The 13674-nt window shown below is 70.5% G+C and carries 13 protein-coding genes; 6 read left to right on the plus strand and 7 right to left on the minus strand.

What is annotated here, in order from left to right; all coding sequences use genetic code 11:
• Nucleotides 1–14: 14 nt before the first annotated feature.
• Both ABZX10_RS07875 and ABZX10_RS07880 read right to left on the minus strand, forming a co-directional pair.
• On the minus strand, nucleotides 15–917 hold the full coding sequence (locus ABZX10_RS07875; RefSeq protein ID WP_355536864.1) for a BadF/BadG/BcrA/BcrD ATPase family protein: 903 nt from the start codon (nucleotides 915–917) through the stop codon (nucleotides 15–17).
• Nucleotides 914–2353, minus strand: coding sequence for a sugar porter family MFS transporter (locus ABZX10_RS07880; RefSeq protein WP_355536867.1), 1440 nt, complete (start codon nucleotides 2351–2353; stop codon nucleotides 914–916). The genes ABZX10_RS07875 and ABZX10_RS07880 overlap by 4 nt, the downstream gene beginning before the upstream one ends.
• A 97-nt stretch (nucleotides 2354–2450) precedes the next feature.
• On the opposite strand from ABZX10_RS07880, the gene ABZX10_RS07885 reads away from it, so the two are divergent.
• Nucleotides 2451–3218, plus strand: coding sequence for a GntR family transcriptional regulator (locus tag ABZX10_RS07885; protein ID WP_355536870.1), 768 nt, complete (start codon nucleotides 2451–2453; stop codon nucleotides 3216–3218).
• A 21-nt stretch (nucleotides 3219–3239) separates the two neighbouring features.
• Here ABZX10_RS07885 and ABZX10_RS07890 read toward each other — a convergent pair whose 3' ends face one another.
• Genes ABZX10_RS07890 through ABZX10_RS07905 form a run of 4 tightly spaced genes read right to left on the minus strand, consistent with a single transcriptional unit; the run spans nucleotide 3240 to nucleotide 6398 of the window.
• Complete coding sequence (locus ABZX10_RS07890; RefSeq protein WP_355536873.1) at nucleotides 3240–4247, minus strand: transporter substrate-binding domain-containing protein; 1008 nt, start codon at nucleotides 4245–4247, stop codon at nucleotides 3240–3242.
• The gene (locus tag ABZX10_RS07895; protein WP_355536876.1) at nucleotides 4244–5035 is read right to left on the minus strand and encodes an amino acid ABC transporter ATP-binding protein; all 792 of its coding nucleotides are present in this window, start codon (nucleotides 5033–5035) and stop codon (nucleotides 4244–4246) included. The genes ABZX10_RS07890 and ABZX10_RS07895 overlap by 4 nt, the downstream gene beginning before the upstream one ends.
• Nucleotides 5032–5949, minus strand: a complete 918-nt coding sequence (locus ABZX10_RS07900) for an amino acid ABC transporter permease (protein WP_355536879.1) — start codon at nucleotides 5947–5949, stop codon at nucleotides 5032–5034. Before ABZX10_RS07900 ends, ABZX10_RS07895 begins: the two co-directional genes overlap by 4 nt.
• Nucleotides 5946–6398: a GNAT family N-acetyltransferase gene (locus tag ABZX10_RS07905; RefSeq protein ID WP_355536883.1), complete on the minus strand. Its 453-nt coding sequence runs from the start codon at nucleotides 6396–6398 to the stop codon at nucleotides 5946–5948. Before ABZX10_RS07905 ends, ABZX10_RS07900 begins: the two co-directional genes overlap by 4 nt.
• Before the next feature lie 339 nt (nucleotides 6399–6737).
• Here ABZX10_RS07905 and trpB point away from each other — a divergent pair, with 339 nt between their 5' ends.
• From trpB to ABZX10_RS07930, 5 genes are all read left to right on the plus strand, one after another.
• Nucleotides 6738–8066, plus strand: coding sequence for a tryptophan synthase subunit beta (trpB, locus tag ABZX10_RS07910; protein ID WP_355537507.1), 1329 nt, complete (start codon nucleotides 6738–6740; stop codon nucleotides 8064–8066).
• Nucleotides 8063–8845, plus strand: a complete 783-nt coding sequence (trpA, locus tag ABZX10_RS07915) for a tryptophan synthase subunit alpha (protein WP_355536886.1) — start codon at nucleotides 8063–8065, stop codon at nucleotides 8843–8845. The genes trpB and trpA overlap by 4 nt, the downstream gene beginning before the upstream one ends.
• Nucleotides 8846–8951: 106 nt before the next feature.
• On the plus strand, nucleotides 8952–10028 hold the full coding sequence (locus ABZX10_RS07920) for a GGDEF domain-containing protein (RefSeq protein ID WP_355536889.1): 1077 nt from the start codon (nucleotides 8952–8954) through the stop codon (nucleotides 10026–10028).
• Entirely contained in the window at nucleotides 10025–11146 is a 1122-nt protein-coding gene (locus ABZX10_RS07925) for a GGDEF domain-containing protein (RefSeq protein WP_355536892.1), read from the plus strand. Before ABZX10_RS07920 ends, ABZX10_RS07925 begins: the two co-directional genes overlap by 4 nt.
• A 63-nt stretch (nucleotides 11147–11209) precedes the next feature.
• Nucleotides 11210–12838: an ABC-F family ATP-binding cassette domain-containing protein gene (locus tag ABZX10_RS07930; RefSeq protein WP_355536895.1), complete on the plus strand. Its 1629-nt coding sequence runs from the start codon at nucleotides 11210–11212 to the stop codon at nucleotides 12836–12838.
• Nucleotides 12839–12875: 37 nt separating this feature from the next.
• Here the strand turns inward: ABZX10_RS07930 and ABZX10_RS07935 are convergent, their stop codons facing one another.
• Nucleotides 12876–13670, minus strand: coding sequence for an SDR family oxidoreductase (locus tag ABZX10_RS07935; protein ID WP_355536898.1), 795 nt, complete (start codon nucleotides 13668–13670; stop codon nucleotides 12876–12878).
• Nucleotides 13671–13674: the final 4 nt, after the last annotated feature.

A 13674-nucleotide genomic window follows, 5' to 3' on the forward strand; every position in this document is an offset into this window, starting at 1 on the left:
GCGGCCGCACGCACTCACGCCTTCGCGGAGTTGCGGCGCTCGAGCTCGCGCAGGGCGATCTGGATCGCGCCGCGCACCGGGTCGACGGTGAGCACGCGCAGGTCGGACACACCCCGCATCCCCAGGTGATGCCGGACGCGGCGCTGCAACGCGGGCTGGTGCACCGCGAGGCCGCCCGCCAGGACGACGGGGCCCGCCGAGCCGATGCGATCCGCGACCGACAGCGCGATGTCGGTGAGGGCGATCGCCGCCTGGTCCACGATGTCCGTGCTGACGGGGTCCCCGGACTGCGCCAGCTCGAAGACCACCCGGGCGCGTCCGGCCCAGTAGCGACGTTCGGGCTGCGCGTAGAAGTGGTCGAGCAGTTCGTCGGTGTCCTGCAGGCCACAGTCGGCAGCGAGTTGCTGGCCCAGGTGGTCCGCGGGCTCCTCCCGGTCGATCCGGATGAGAGTGCGCCGCACCGCCTCCTTGGCCACCCAGTAGCCGCTGCCCTCGTCCCCGAGCAGATAGCCCCAGCCGCCGGCGCGGGCGTGCCTGTCGTCCGCTCGGCCCCACGCGACGGCGCCCGTACCGGAGATCACCGCGATGCCGTCGCGGACGCCCGCCGCGGCGAGGATCAGCTGACTGTCGTGCACCACGCGGACGCGGGCACCGGGAATGCGGTCCGCGAGGAGCCGGGTCAGCGTCGCCGCTCCCGCCGGGGTCTCCACGCCGGCGGCGCCGGCGCACACGGCGCCCACGTCTTCGACGCCGAGTCGGGCGAGCGCGATGTCGAGTTGGCGACCGGCCTCGGCCTGGCCCACGGACGCGATGTTCGCGCTCCCCGCGAGGGCCTCGGCCACGACCACGCCGTTCTCCGCGCGGACGGCCTGTGTCTTCGAGCCTCCGATGTCGAGGCCGATCACCGCGGTGTTCACTTGACCGCGACCTCCGCCTGTCCGGCGCCCGGCTCACCGGTCGTGGTCGGCCACCTGCCGCCGTTCTCCCAGTAGTGCTGGATGTCCTCGAGCTTGCGGCCCTTGGTCTCCGGGGCGAACTTGAGCACGAACAGGAACGCGAGGACCGACATGACGCCGAACACCGCGAAGGTGCCGGTGCCGCCGAGCAGCTTGCTGTGCAGCATCGTCAGGGTGAGCTGGGCGACGATCGCGTTCGCGACCAGGTCGGAGGTGAGCATGGCCGACGAACCGTAGGCGCGCAGGCGGGCGGGGAAGGCCTCGCCGGCATACACCCAGACGAGTGAGCCGAAGCCGAACGAGAAGCCGATCGTCACGAGCACGAGGCCGGCGAAGCCCACCACGCTCGCGGTCTTATGCGTCTCGAAGTGTCCGTCCGCCATCTGGTACGCGGTGATCATCACGACGAACGCGAGAATCATCGTGCCGATGCCGCCCAGCAGGATCGGGCGACGGCCGAACCGGTCGATGGTGAAGATCGAGATGATCACGGCGAGGAGGCCGAAGAGCTGTACGAACGCGGGCAGCATGTACGTGCCGAAGTTGTCCGTGAAGCCCATCGACTTGAAGATGTCCGGGCTGTAATTGATGATCGCGTTGATACCGGTGATCTGGATGAAGAAGCCGAGGACGACGACGAAGAAGGTGGCCCGCAGATACGGCTGGCGGAACAGTTGGCTGAGCTTGCCGCCGGACTCGTCCGACAGCTGCGCGCGCATCTCGGCGATCTCGGCGTCGATCTCCGCGGGGGAGGCCGTGGGCTCGACGGCGGCGAGGGTGGTGCGTGCCTCCGCTTCGCGGCCGCGGGTCATGTACCAGCGAGCGGTGTCGGGCAGACGGAGCAGGACCAGGCCGACCAGAATCGCGGGGACGGCCGCGATCCCGAGCATCCACTGCCACGCGTGCTGCTTGTCGGCGAGCAGGAAGCCGAAGACGTAACCCAGGATGATGCCGAAGATGGTGGCGAACTGGTAGGTCACGAGCATCGCGCCGCGCCGTTTCGCCGGTGCTGATTCCGCCACGAAGACCGGCACGACCACCACCGAAATGCCGACGGTCAGTCCGAGGAGGAACCGGGCCGCGTACAGGGTCACGAGCCACGGCGACAGCGCCCCGAGCAGAGCGAACACGGTGTAGCCGGCGGCGACCGAGACCATCGCCTTCTTGCGGCCCACTCGGTTGGCGAACCAGCCGCCGACGATGGCACCGAGGATCTCGCCGACGATGACCACGGTGACCAGCGCCTGCGTGGCAGTGTCCCCGAGATGGAAGTCCGTGGCGATGAAGTCCTTCGCCGCGGCGATGTTCGACGTGTCGTATCCGTAGATGACGCCGAGGCTCGCTGCCGCGACGCCGACGAGGACTGCGCTCGACTTGGCAGCCTGCTTACTGCTCATGCTCTCTCCTTGAGGTCCGGCCAAGTGGTCTACACCACTTGCGGTTGATCAAGAGTGGCATAGACCACTTCTACCGTCAAGGGGTAATGTGGAGCACATGACGATCCCTCGCACGAGGCACGCCGAGCCGCCCCGCTATTTCCGCGCGAAGTTGGAACTGCAACGCCGGATCGGCGAATTGGGGCACGGAGACACGCTGCCGGCCGAGCGCCGGCTTGCGGAGGACCTCGGGGTCTCCCGCACCACGCTCCGAAAAGCCCTCGCCGAGCTGTCCGCGGAAGGGGTGCTGCGCCGCGAGCACGGCAGCGGAACGTACGTCGCGCCGCCGAAGGTGGTGCGCGTGCGTCAACTGACCTCGTTGAGCGAGGACGTCGGTGTCGACGGCAAGACGGTCGACTCCCGGGTCCTGGCGTGCGACCACGTCCCGGCGGACGCGGAGACGCAGGCGGCGCTCGAGCTGTCGCGCGGGGCGCGCGTGTACCGGGTGACGCGGCTGCGCATCGTCGACGACGAGCCGCTCGCGATCGAGATCGCTCACCTGCGCGGACCGCTGCGCGGGCTCGCGGGGCGTTTGGCGGAGGACGGAGCCTCGCTGTACGAGGCGCTGCGCGTGCACTACTCGCGGGAGATCGCGGCGGTGGAGGACACGGTGGAGACGGCGCTCGCGTCGCCGGACGAGGCGGAGCTGTTGGCGGTACCGACAGGGCACCCGATGCTCATGGTCCACCGGCTGGGGCGTGGAGTGGACGGTGTGGCCCTCGAGTGGACGCGCAGCGTCTACCGGGGGGACCGGTTCAAGTTCGTCGCCCGCGCGACGAGTCCGACCGCGACGACGGGCGTCGCGGCCGAACCCGCTGCGAGCTGACGGCGGTGTGGGGTCGAGGCCTCACTTGTCGGTGATCGGCAGCCCCGGCGGGTTGATCTCCGAGGTGGGCACGGCCTCGGCCTCGAGGCCCCAGCGCCGCAGCACCTTCAGGTAGTCGCCGCTGCGGATCGTCGACTCGAGGGCGGCCTGCACGGCTCGGATGATGCCGCTGTCCTTCTTCGTCGTCGCGCCGATGAGGCCCTGCAGCGTCGAGCCCGCGCCGGACACCTGGCCGACGATCTTCGTCGCGCCGGGCGTGCCCTTGGTCTGCGCGACGTGGAACGCCGAGACGGGGTTGGGGCCGAAGTGGGCGTCGATCTGGCCGGAGGCGAGCGCGGCGTAGATGCCGGTGCTGTCCTGGTAGTTCTTGATGGTGATGCCAGGCTTGCCGGCGGCGCGCAGGTCGGCGTCATAGCGCTGCAGGATGCGCTCCTGGTTGGTCCCCGAGCTGACGGACACGGTCTTTCCCGAGAACGAGTCCCCACCGGCGAAGACGAACGTCGAGGTCTCGAGGACCTCGACTGCCAGGTCGTCCTTGCGGTAGGTCGCGAAATCGTACTTCTGCTTGCGCGCCTCGGTGACGGTGATGTTCGAGACGCCGAGGTCGAACTGTCCGCTGTCGATGCCCAGGAACAGGCCCTCCCACGAGGTGTTGGACTCTTCGATCTTCAGGCCCAACGAGCCCGCGATGAGGTGGGCGATGTCCGACTCGTCGCCGATGAACACGCGCTCGTCGTCGGTCGCGGGGAAGTAGAACGGCGCGTTGCCCGCGCCCGATCCGTGGGCCACGCGGAGGGTGCCGCGGTCGCGGATCGCCTGGGGGAGCAGGGCGGCCGCGGCCTCGTCCTTCGCCGGGACGATGCGGTTCTGCTTGCTCGTCAGGTTGAGGTGCTGGCCCGCGGCGCCGGTCACGCTCGCGGTCGTCGACTCCGTGGTCGCTCCGCCGCAGCCCGCCAGGACCGAGCCTGCGAGGGCGAGGGCCGCGGCGAGGGCGGGCAGGCGATGTCGAAGGGGCGTCCGGGTGGTCATGCGGTCTCCTTGGCGGTCCAATGGGCGAGGAAGGTGCGGGTGCGGTCGGTGGCGGGGCGGTCGAGCACGGCGGTGGGCGACCCGACGGCGACTACGCGGCCGCGGTCGAGGAAGACGATCCGGTCGGAGATGCGGCGGGCGAAGGCCAGCTCGTGGGTGACGACGACGAGCGTCCGGCCCTCGGCGGCGAGTTCGGCGATCACGGCGTTCACCTCGCCGACCAGCTCCGGATCGAGCGCCGAGGTGGGCTCGTCGAAGAGGATCAGCTCCGGGTCGAGGGCGAGGGTGCGCGCGATGGCGACCCGCTGCTGCTGCCCGCCGGAGAGTTGCCCAGGGTAGTGGTCGCTGTGCGCGCCCAGGCCCACCCGATCGAGTAGTTCCCGAGCGCGCTCCGCGGCGTGCGGGCGGCTCCGCCCGAGCGTGAGGCGTTGCGGGTGGGCGACGTTCTCCGCAGCCGTGAGGTGGGGGAAGAGGTTGAACTGCTGGAAGACAAAGCCGATCCGGGCGCGCTGGCGGCGCAGCTCGCGCTCGCGCAGCGCGACCAGATGGTCGCCGCGGCGCCGGACCCCGATGAGGTCACCGTCGACCCGGACGACCCCGGAGGTCGGCTCCTCCAGGTGGTTGAGCAGGCGCAGCAGCGTCGACTTGCCGGACCCGGACGGCCCGATGATCGAGACCACCTCGCCGGGCGCGATGGTCAGGTCCACCCCGCGGAGGACCTCGTCGTGGCCGAAGCGTTTGGTCAGGCCCACGGCCTCCAGGCGCGGGGACGGGACGGTGGCGGTCATGCGGACTTCTCCTTCTTCTTCGCGGATGAGGTGGCCCCGTACCCGCGGGCGAGGCGCTTCTCCAGGTAGTGCTGGCCGATCGAGAGGACGGTGGTGAGCAGCGCGTACCAGGCGACCGCGACGAGCAGCAGCGGGATGATCCGTCCGTTGCGGCCGTAGATCACCTGGACCTGGTAGAAGAGATCGGGCAGGGCGAGGATGAAGACCACCGTCGTGCCCTTGATCAGGCCGATCACCTCGTTCGCGGCGGGCGGGACGATCGTCCGGAGCGCCTGGGGCAGGGTGATCCGCAGCAGGTGCGCGGCCGGCGGGATCCCGAGCGCCCGGGCGGCGTCGTGCTGGCCGGCGGAGACCCCGAGGATGCCCGCCCGGACGATCTCCGAGCCGTACGCGGCCTGGTGCAGGACGATGCCGATCACCGCCGCGGTGTACGGCGTCAGCAGGTCCTTGGTGGCGGAGTCGACGAATGTCGGCCCGAACGGGATGCCGAGACCGATCGTCGGGTACAGCGCCCCGAGGTAGCCCCAGAACAGGACCTGGACCAGCAGCGGGATGGACCGGAATAGCCAGATGAAGCCGAAGCTGAAGGCGGCGAGAACCTGGTTGCCGGACAGCCGGGCGAGCGCGAGCAGGCCGCCCAGGAGGAATCCGAGAACGGCACCGATCACGGTGAGCTGCACCGTGAACCAGAGCGCCTCGAGGATCGTGGGGCTGAAGAGGTAGGCGCCGAAGGTGGGCCAGTCGTAGCGGGGGTTGGTGATCGCCGAGGTCACGAGCTGCGCGAGCAGGACGACGGCGACGGCGACCGCGAGCCACCGGCCCCACTGGACGCGGTGCCGCACGGGGAGTCCGGCGAGCTCCGCGAGTTCGGGATCGGCGGTGGCCGGCTGGGGCCTTGTGAGGGCGAGGGTCATGACGCTCCGGTCGGTTCGGGGGTGGGCGGCAAGGCGAGTCGCAGGGGGATCGCGGCGCGCAGGCGGAAACCGAGGCCCTCGTACACTGCGCGGGCGCCGGTGTTCTCGGCCGACGTGTGGAGGAAGGGGACGTCGCCGCGGGCCCGGATGTGGTGCCCGACGGCCCGGACCAGCCGGGACGCGAGGCCCCGGCCGCGGTGGGCGGGATCCGTGCACACCGCGCTGATCTCGGTCCATCCGGGTGGGCGCAGGCGCTCCCCGGCGAGCGCGATCAGGCGGCCGGAGTCGTCCCGCAGGCCCAGGTAGAGCCCCAGTTCGACGGTGCGCCGTTCGAACGGACCGGGACGCGTGCGCGTGACGAGATCGAGGATCTCGTCGGCGTTCCGCGGGCCGAGGACCTCGGCCTCGTCGTCGGGCGCGGTGGTGAGGGCGGCACCGTCGTACTGCACGAGGGGGACTTCTTCGGCGACCCGCCAGCCAGCGGGGAGTGGTCCCCGCACGCCGCGGAGGGCGACCGGGGTGTCGGGGAGCGCGAGTCGGGCCAGCGCGGCGTAGTCCGCGGCGGTCGGCTGCGGCGGGTGGCCGACGAACCGGGCGACGTCGGGCCGGTACCGGACGACGGCGCCGTCGCCGACCCGGAAGCGGGCGTGCGCGCCGTACAGAGACGCCCGGCGGGATCGTCGAGGACGTGGCCGAGGGTTGTGGTCATGCCCGGAAACATTCGTCGGGCAGAGGGATTCGCGGAATGGTTGGCGTCGCCGTGATTCCTCTTTGACGGGTCGAGGATAATCGTGGATGTGAGCCTCCCAGAAGCGAGTACCGGACTGTCCCAGCGATCGGCCTACGAGCCCGACGGGACCGGTCATTGGGGCGCCTGGGGCGGCAGGCACGTGCCCGAAGCGCTGATGGCCGTGATCGAGGAGGTCACCGCCGAGTTCGAAAAGGTCCGCAGCGACGACGGCTTCCTCGACGAGCTGGACCGCCTGCAGCGGCAGTACACCGGCCGGCCGTCGCCGCTGTACCCGTGCGTGCGTCTGAACGAGCACGCGGGCGGGGCGCAGCTCTACCTCAAGCGCGAGGATCTCAATCACACCGGCAGCCACAAGATCAACAACGTGCTCGGACAGGTGCTGCTCGCCAAGCGCATGGGCAAGCCGCGGGTGATCGCTGAGACCGGTGCGGGCCAACACGGCGTCGCGACCGCCACCGCGTGCGCGCTGCTCGGGATCGAGTGCGTCGTCTACATGGGCAAGGTCGACACGGACCGGCAGGCGCTCAACGTGGCGCGGATGCGGTTGCTCGGCGCCGAGGTGATCGCGGTGGCGTCGGGTTCGGCGTCGCTGAAGGACGCGATCAACGAGGCGTTGCGCGACTGGGTGAGCAACGCCGACACCACGTACTACTGCTTCGGCACCGCGGCGGGCCCGCACCCGTTCCCGCTGATGGTCCGCGACCTGCAGCGCATCGTCGGCATGGAGGCGCGCGCGCAGGTCCTCGACGCCGCCGGCCGCCTGCCCGACGCCGTCGTCGCCTGCGTGGGCGGAGGGTCGAACGCGATCGGCATCTTCCACCCGTTCATCGCCGACGCGGGGGTCCGGCTCGTCGGCTGCGAGGCCGCCGGCGACGGCGTCGAGACCGGCCGGCACGCCGCGACCTTCACCGGCGGCAGCCCCGGCGCCTTCCAGGGCGCCTACTCGTACCTGCTGCAGGACGAGGACGGCCAGACCATCGAGTCGCACTCGATCTCGGCCGGGCTGGACTACCCGGGCGTCGGCCCGGAGCACGCGCAGCTCAAGGAGGACGGCCGCGCCGAGTACGTCCCGATCACCGACACCCAGGCGATGGACGCGTTCGCCCTGCTGTGCCGCACCGAGGGGATCATCCCCGCGATCGAGTCGGCGCACGCCGTCGCGGGCGCACTCGAACTGGGGCGCGAGCTGGGCCCCGGCGCGGTGATCGTGGTCAACCTGTCCGGCCGCGGCGACAAGGACGTCGACACCGCCGGGAAGTGGTTCGGCCTGCTCGATGACCAAGGTGAGGTCGTGGGCCAGAAGGTGATCGGCGCGGACCTGAACACGGAGCTGCGCAACGCGGAGTTCGAGGGGGAGAACAAGTGAGCGCACTGGCACCGGTCTTCGAGCAATGCCGCGCGGACAACCGCGCGGCACTGGTGACCTATCTGCCCTGCGGGTACCCGTCCAAGCAGGGTGGCATCGACACGGTGGTCGCCATGGCGGAGTCCGGCGCAGACATCGTGGAGCTGGGTGTCGCCTACAGTGATCCCGTGATGGACGGCCCCGTCATCCAGCGCGCCGCCGACGACGCGTTGCGCGGCGGCATCAGAGTGCGCGACATCTTCGCCTACGCGGAGGCGGTCGCCGGCGCGGGCGCCGCGCCGGTCGTGATGGCGTACTGGAACCCCGTGCTCAAGTACGGCGTCGAGGCCTTCGCCCGCGACCTCGCCGCGGCGGGCGGCAAGGGGCTGATCACGCCGAATCTCATCCCGGAGGAGGCCGAGGAGTGGATCGCGGCCGCCGATCGGTACGGTCTCGACAAGATCTTCCTGGTCGCGCCGTCGTCCACCCCGGAGCGGCTCGCGATGACGGCCGACGCGTCGTCGGGCTTCCTCTACGTCGCCTCGACGATGGGCGTCACGGGTGCGCGGGACGCCGTCGACAATGTCGCACCGGAACTCGTGGCACGGGTGCGGGCCGTGTCGGACATCCCCGTCGGCGTGGGCCTCGGCGTGCGCTCGCGGGAGCAGGCGGCGGAGATCGCCGCCTACTCCGACGCGGTCATCGTCGGCTCCGCCCTGGTCAGCGCTGCGGGACAGTCCCTCGACGCGGTGCGGTCGCTGACCGCGGAACTGGCCGAAGGGGTCCGCACTGGCCGCTGACACCACCGGGCCGAGGAGCGCCGTCCGACGACGGACGACGCGGCGCCCACTCGCTCGATCCGCGTGGCGCGAGCTGACCGATGTGCCGAAATGGCGGACGGCCGGAATGGCGGAGTTCGCCTTCGCCACGGAGGCGATCGGCTTCGTCCGCGGTACCGGTCCGTTGCGGATCGCGGTCGCGTCCCTGGCGATGATGATGTTGCCGCTGGGCATGGTCATGCAGTTCAACCCGATGGGCCCGCACGGTACCGTCGCGCGGACCGTCCAGCTGAGCGCGGCGCTCCTGGGATTCGGGTTGGGACTGCAGTGGTTGAGGGGGAGTTGGCCGACTGCCCGGCAGGCGATCAGGTTCCTCTTCTTCGCGGATCTGCTCCTCGGGGTCGGCGTGTCGGTGCTGTCCGACCCCACAGCGCGCATCTGTGGATCGATCCACCTCGCCATGCTCGGGCTGTTCGCGGCCTTCTTCCTCGGCTGGCGGCTGCTGTTGGTGCATTGCGTGTATGCGCTGTTGCTCATCAGTGGACTCACCGCGTTCGCGATCGCTTTCGACGAGCGGACACTGCTCGATCTGTACGTGTACACCACCCCCGCGATCACGACCGTCGTCGGACTGCCCGTCGTCATTCAGGTGGTCGTCGAGGTCGGCCGGGCAGGGATGACACGGGTATCCCGCGAGTGGTACATCGACAGCCTGACGGGTGTCTACAACCGGCGCGGCATGGGCTTCGCCGTCCGTCGCGCGATCGATCGGCACGGTGAGCCCGGCGGAGTGTTCGTGGTGGGCGCATTGGACCTCGACGAATTCAAGCTCTTCAACGACAGCCACGGGCACTTCGCCGGTGACGAACTGCTGAGTGCGGTCGCCGCACGGCTGAAGTCGGTGCCGCACCTGTTCGTCGCGCGCAACGGTGGGGATGAGTTCGGCGTCTTCGCCCTCCGATCCGACATGGCTGCTGCCGAGCGCACGGTCGAACGGCTCCGGGATCTCGTCCGACGGCGGACGGACGGCCCCGCAGCGCCGGGGATCCCGGCCAGCATGGGGATCGTGCTCGCACCGATCCGCGACAGCGACCGGCTCGATGCGATCGCAACGTCCGCCGACGAGGCGTTGTACGCGGCGAAGCGCAGTGCGACGGACGCCGTCGTCGTACGGCGCTCCGACCGCGTTCGGGGAGATGCATGACCGCGCGAGCGTTGCTCCGGTCGGTGGTGCGCGGGCTGTCCGACCGCGAGGCGTGGCGGCGGGCGGGGACCGCGGAGTACGCCGCGGCATCGTCCTGGCTCAGGGTCCAGGGCGGAGGATTGGCGCTCCGGGCCGCGGTCGGCGGGCTAGCGCTGATGATGGTTCCGCTGTGCATCGGTGTCCTGTTCTCGACGGCCCGCCCCAGCACACCACTCGCGATGGCGGTCTTCGTCGTGTCGTCCAGTGCCAGCGCCGTGCTCGGCGTGTGGTGGCTCCGACTGCGTCGCCCGACGGCCCGCGATGCCATCAGGTTCGTCGCGGTCGCGGACGTGTGCCTGTTCGCGGGCTGCCTCGCGCAGTCGGGTATCGGCCGCGTCAGCGGCACCACCTACCTGGGCATGCTGGCGATGCTCACGGCGTTCCTTCTGGGCTGGCGAATCCTGCTGCTGCACTGCCTGTTGTCCGTTGTCGCCGTGGTGGCCACCACCGTCACGACGATGGTGGTCGACGGGGCCGCACTCGGCGAGCTCTACGCCACGCTCGCTCCCGCTCTGGCCATCGTCTTCGCGTTGCCGATGATGGTCCAGTTCGTGGTGGAGTTCGGTCGACGCGGCATCGGCGTGGTCGTCACCGAACGCAACCGCGACCCGCTCACCGGCGTCTACAACCGGTTCGGGTTGCAGGCCGCCCTCCGGGTGCTCGCGCGGAGGCCGCACGGCGCCGCGTTCGTGGCGATGGTGGACCTCGATGGGTTCAAGCAGTACAACGACCGGCACGGTCACCTGGCCGGCGATCAACGGCTCGTGGAGGTCGGGCGCACGCTGCGTGGCGGTCTGCCCGAAGCGCTCGTCGCCAGGATGGGTGGCGACGAGTTCCTCGTCGTGGCGGTGCGTCCCTCCCGGGCCGAGACCGGAGCGCTCGTCGACCGGCTGCGGGCCCTCGTCTCCGACGGTGCGCCGCCCGCGATCGTGGGTAGCGCGGGCGTGGTGGTGCGCGGGCCGCTCGCCGCCGACGAGCTCGCCCGGGTGGTCGCCGACGCGGACCGGGCGCTCTACGAAGCAAAGGGTGATCGGTCGTTGCGGCTCATCGTGCGGGAACAGACCACCGACGAGGAGTGAGCGCGGTCACGGCAGCGAATCGGAGGTGAGAATCGGACCCCCGGACCGGTAAGCTGGACCGTTGTGATTACCGCGACCGATCTCGAAGTGCGCGCCGGCGTCCGCACCCTGCTGACCGCACCCGGCGACCGGTTGCGCGTGCAGGCCGGGGACCGGATCGGCCTCGTCGGCCGCAACGGCGCCGGCAAGACGACCACGATGCGCATCCTCGCCGGCGAGGGCGAGCCCTACGCCGGCCGGATCATCTCCTCCGGTGATGTGGGCTACCTGCCGCAGGATCCCCGCGAGGGCGACCTCGACGTGCTCGCCAAGGACCGGGTGCTCTCGGCACGCGGGCTCGATCAGATCGTCGCGCAGATGGCGAAGCAGCAGGTCCGGATGGCCGAACTCGTCGGCGACGAGCTGGACACCGCGGTGCGTAAGTACGGCAACCTCGAGGAGCGCTTCTCGTCGCTGGGCGGCTACGCCGCCGAGTCCGAGGCGGCGCGGATCTGCAACAGCCTCGCGCTCCCCGAGCGGGTGTTGGAGCAGCCGCTGCGCACCCTCTCGGGCGGCCAGCGCCGCCGTGTGGAGCTGGCGCGCATCCTGTTCGCGGCGTCCGACGGTTCCGGCGGCAAGTCCGACACCACTCTGCTGCTCGACGAGCCCACCAACCACCTCGACGCCGACTCGATCGGCTGGCTGCGCACCTTCCTCCAGAACCACGACGGCGGGCTCATCGTGATCAGCCACGACGTGGACCTGCTCAACGACGTGGTCAACCGCGTCTGGTTCCTCGACGCCGTGCGCGGCGAGGCGGACGTTTACAACATGGGCTGGAAGAAGTACATCGACGCCCGTGCCACCGACGAGCAGCGTCGTCGTCGCGAGCGCGCCAACGCCGAGAAGAAGGCCGGTGCCCTCCGCGTGCAGGCCGCGAAGATGGGCGCCAAGGCGACCAAGGCCGTGGCGGCGCAGAACATGCTGCGCCGCGCCGAGCGCATGATGGCCGAGCTGGACGACGTGCGCGTCGAGGACAAGACCGCGCGGATCAAGTTCCCCGCCCCGGCTCCCTGCAGCAAGACGCCGCTCATGGTCAAGAACCTCACCAAGACCTACGGCTCGCTCGAGATCTTCACCGGCGTCGACTTCGCGATCGACAAGGGCTCCCGCGTCGTCGTGCTGGGCCTCAACGGCGCGGGCAAGACGACCCTGCTCAAGCTGCTCGCGGGCGTCGAGACGCCGGACACGGGCGGACTCGAGCCGGGCCGCGGTCTCAAGATCGGCTACTTCGCGCAGGAGCACGACACTCTCGACGACGAGGCGTCCGTGTGGGACAACATCCGGCACGCGTCGCCGGACGCGGGGGAGCAGGACCTGCGAGGTCTGCTCGGCGCGTTCATGTTCACGGGGCCGCAGCTCGAGCAGCCCGCGGGCACGCTGTCCGGCGGTGAGAAGACGCGCCTCGCTCTGGCGGGTCTCGTCTCCTCCGCTGCGAACGTCCTGCTGCTCGACGAGCCGACGAACAACCTGGACCCGGTGAGCCGCGAGCAGGTGCTCGAGGCGCTGCGTTCCTACGAGGGCGCCGTAGTCCTCGTGACGCACGACCCGGGCGCCGCAGAGGCGCTGAACCCCGAGCGCGTCATCCTGCTGCCCGACGGCACTGAGGACCACTGGAACGCGGAGTACCAGGAGCTCATCGAACTCGCCTGAGCCGGTGGCCGACGGAGTCGTCCCGCCCGTCCGTCCGTCAGGGCAGGATCGAGTCCACGTAGCCGCCGTCCACTCGGACGGCCCCGCCCGTGGTCGCGGAGGCGAGCGGTGAGCTGAGGTAGACCACCATGTTGGCGATCTCCTCCGGCTCGATGAGCCGCTGGATGAGGGACTGCGGGCGGTGCAGGCGCATGAACTCGCGCTGCGCCTCGTCCCACGGCAGGTCCGTGTCCACCAGCTGGTAGACGAAGTCCTTGACGCCGCCGGTGTGCGTGGGCCCGGCGATCACCGAATTGACCGTGACGCCCGTCCCGGCGGCCGCCTTGGCGAACCCTCGCGAGACGCCCAAGAGCGCCGTCTTGGACACGCCGTAGTGGATCATCTCGGCCGGGATGACGATGGCGGAGTCGCTCGCGATGTTGAGCACTCGGCCCCACCCACGGTCCATCATGTCCGGCAGTACCAGGCGCGTGAGACGCACCGCCGCAAGGACGTTCACGTCGAAGTAGCGGCGCCACTCGTCGTCGGTGACCTCGAGCGGATCCTCGGCGCCGAACACGCCCAGGTTGTTGACCAGGACGTCGACGGGGCCGAGTTCGGAGATCGCGTGCTCGGCCTCGACCTCGACGGTGACGTCCGCGACGACGGGGATCAGGTCCGCCCCGGGGACCTGCTCGCGCAGAGAGGTGATGGCTGCCGTGACGCGGTCCTCCGATCGGCCGTTGATCCCCACCCGCGCCCCCGCCTGCGCCAGGCCCGCCGCGATGGCGAGGCCGATGCCCTGGGTGGATCCGGTCACGAGGGCGGTCCGCCCGCTCAGGTCGATACGCATGCTC

The organism is Tsukamurella sp. NPDC003166, from assembly GCF_040611135.1.
Taxonomy (GTDB): domain Bacteria; phylum Actinomycetota; class Actinomycetes; order Mycobacteriales; family Mycobacteriaceae; genus Tsukamurella.

What these genes read in the sequence shown, in the direction of transcription:
- ABZX10_RS07885 (WP_355536870.1), top strand. Translation starts at nt 2,451, where the DNA reads ATGACGATCCCTCGCACGAGGCACGCCGAGCCGCCCCGCTATTTCCGC.
- ABZX10_RS07900 (WP_355536879.1), bottom strand. Translation starts at nt 5,949, where the DNA reads ATGACCCTCGCCCTCACAAGGCCCCAGCCGGCCACCGCCGATCCCGAA.
- ABZX10_RS07935 (WP_355536898.1), bottom strand. Translation starts at nt 13,670, where the DNA reads ATGCGTATCGACCTGAGCGGGCGGACCGCCCTCGTGACCGGATCCACC.
- ABZX10_RS07880 (WP_355536867.1), bottom strand. Translation starts at nt 2,353, where the DNA reads ATGAGCAGTAAGCAGGCTGCCAAGTCGAGCGCAGTCCTCGTCGGCGTC.
- ABZX10_RS07895 (WP_355536876.1), bottom strand. Translation starts at nt 5,035, where the DNA reads ATGACCGCCACCGTCCCGTCCCCGCGCCTGGAGGCCGTGGGCCTGACC.
- ABZX10_RS07920 (WP_355536889.1), top strand. Translation starts at nt 8,952, where the DNA reads ATGGCGGAGTTCGCCTTCGCCACGGAGGCGATCGGCTTCGTCCGCGGT.
- ABZX10_RS07890 (WP_355536873.1), bottom strand. Translation starts at nt 4,247, where the DNA reads ATGACCACCCGGACGCCCCTTCGACATCGCCTGCCCGCCCTCGCCGCG.
- ABZX10_RS07925 (WP_355536892.1), top strand. Translation starts at nt 10,025, where the DNA reads ATGACCGCGCGAGCGTTGCTCCGGTCGGTGGTGCGCGGGCTGTCCGAC.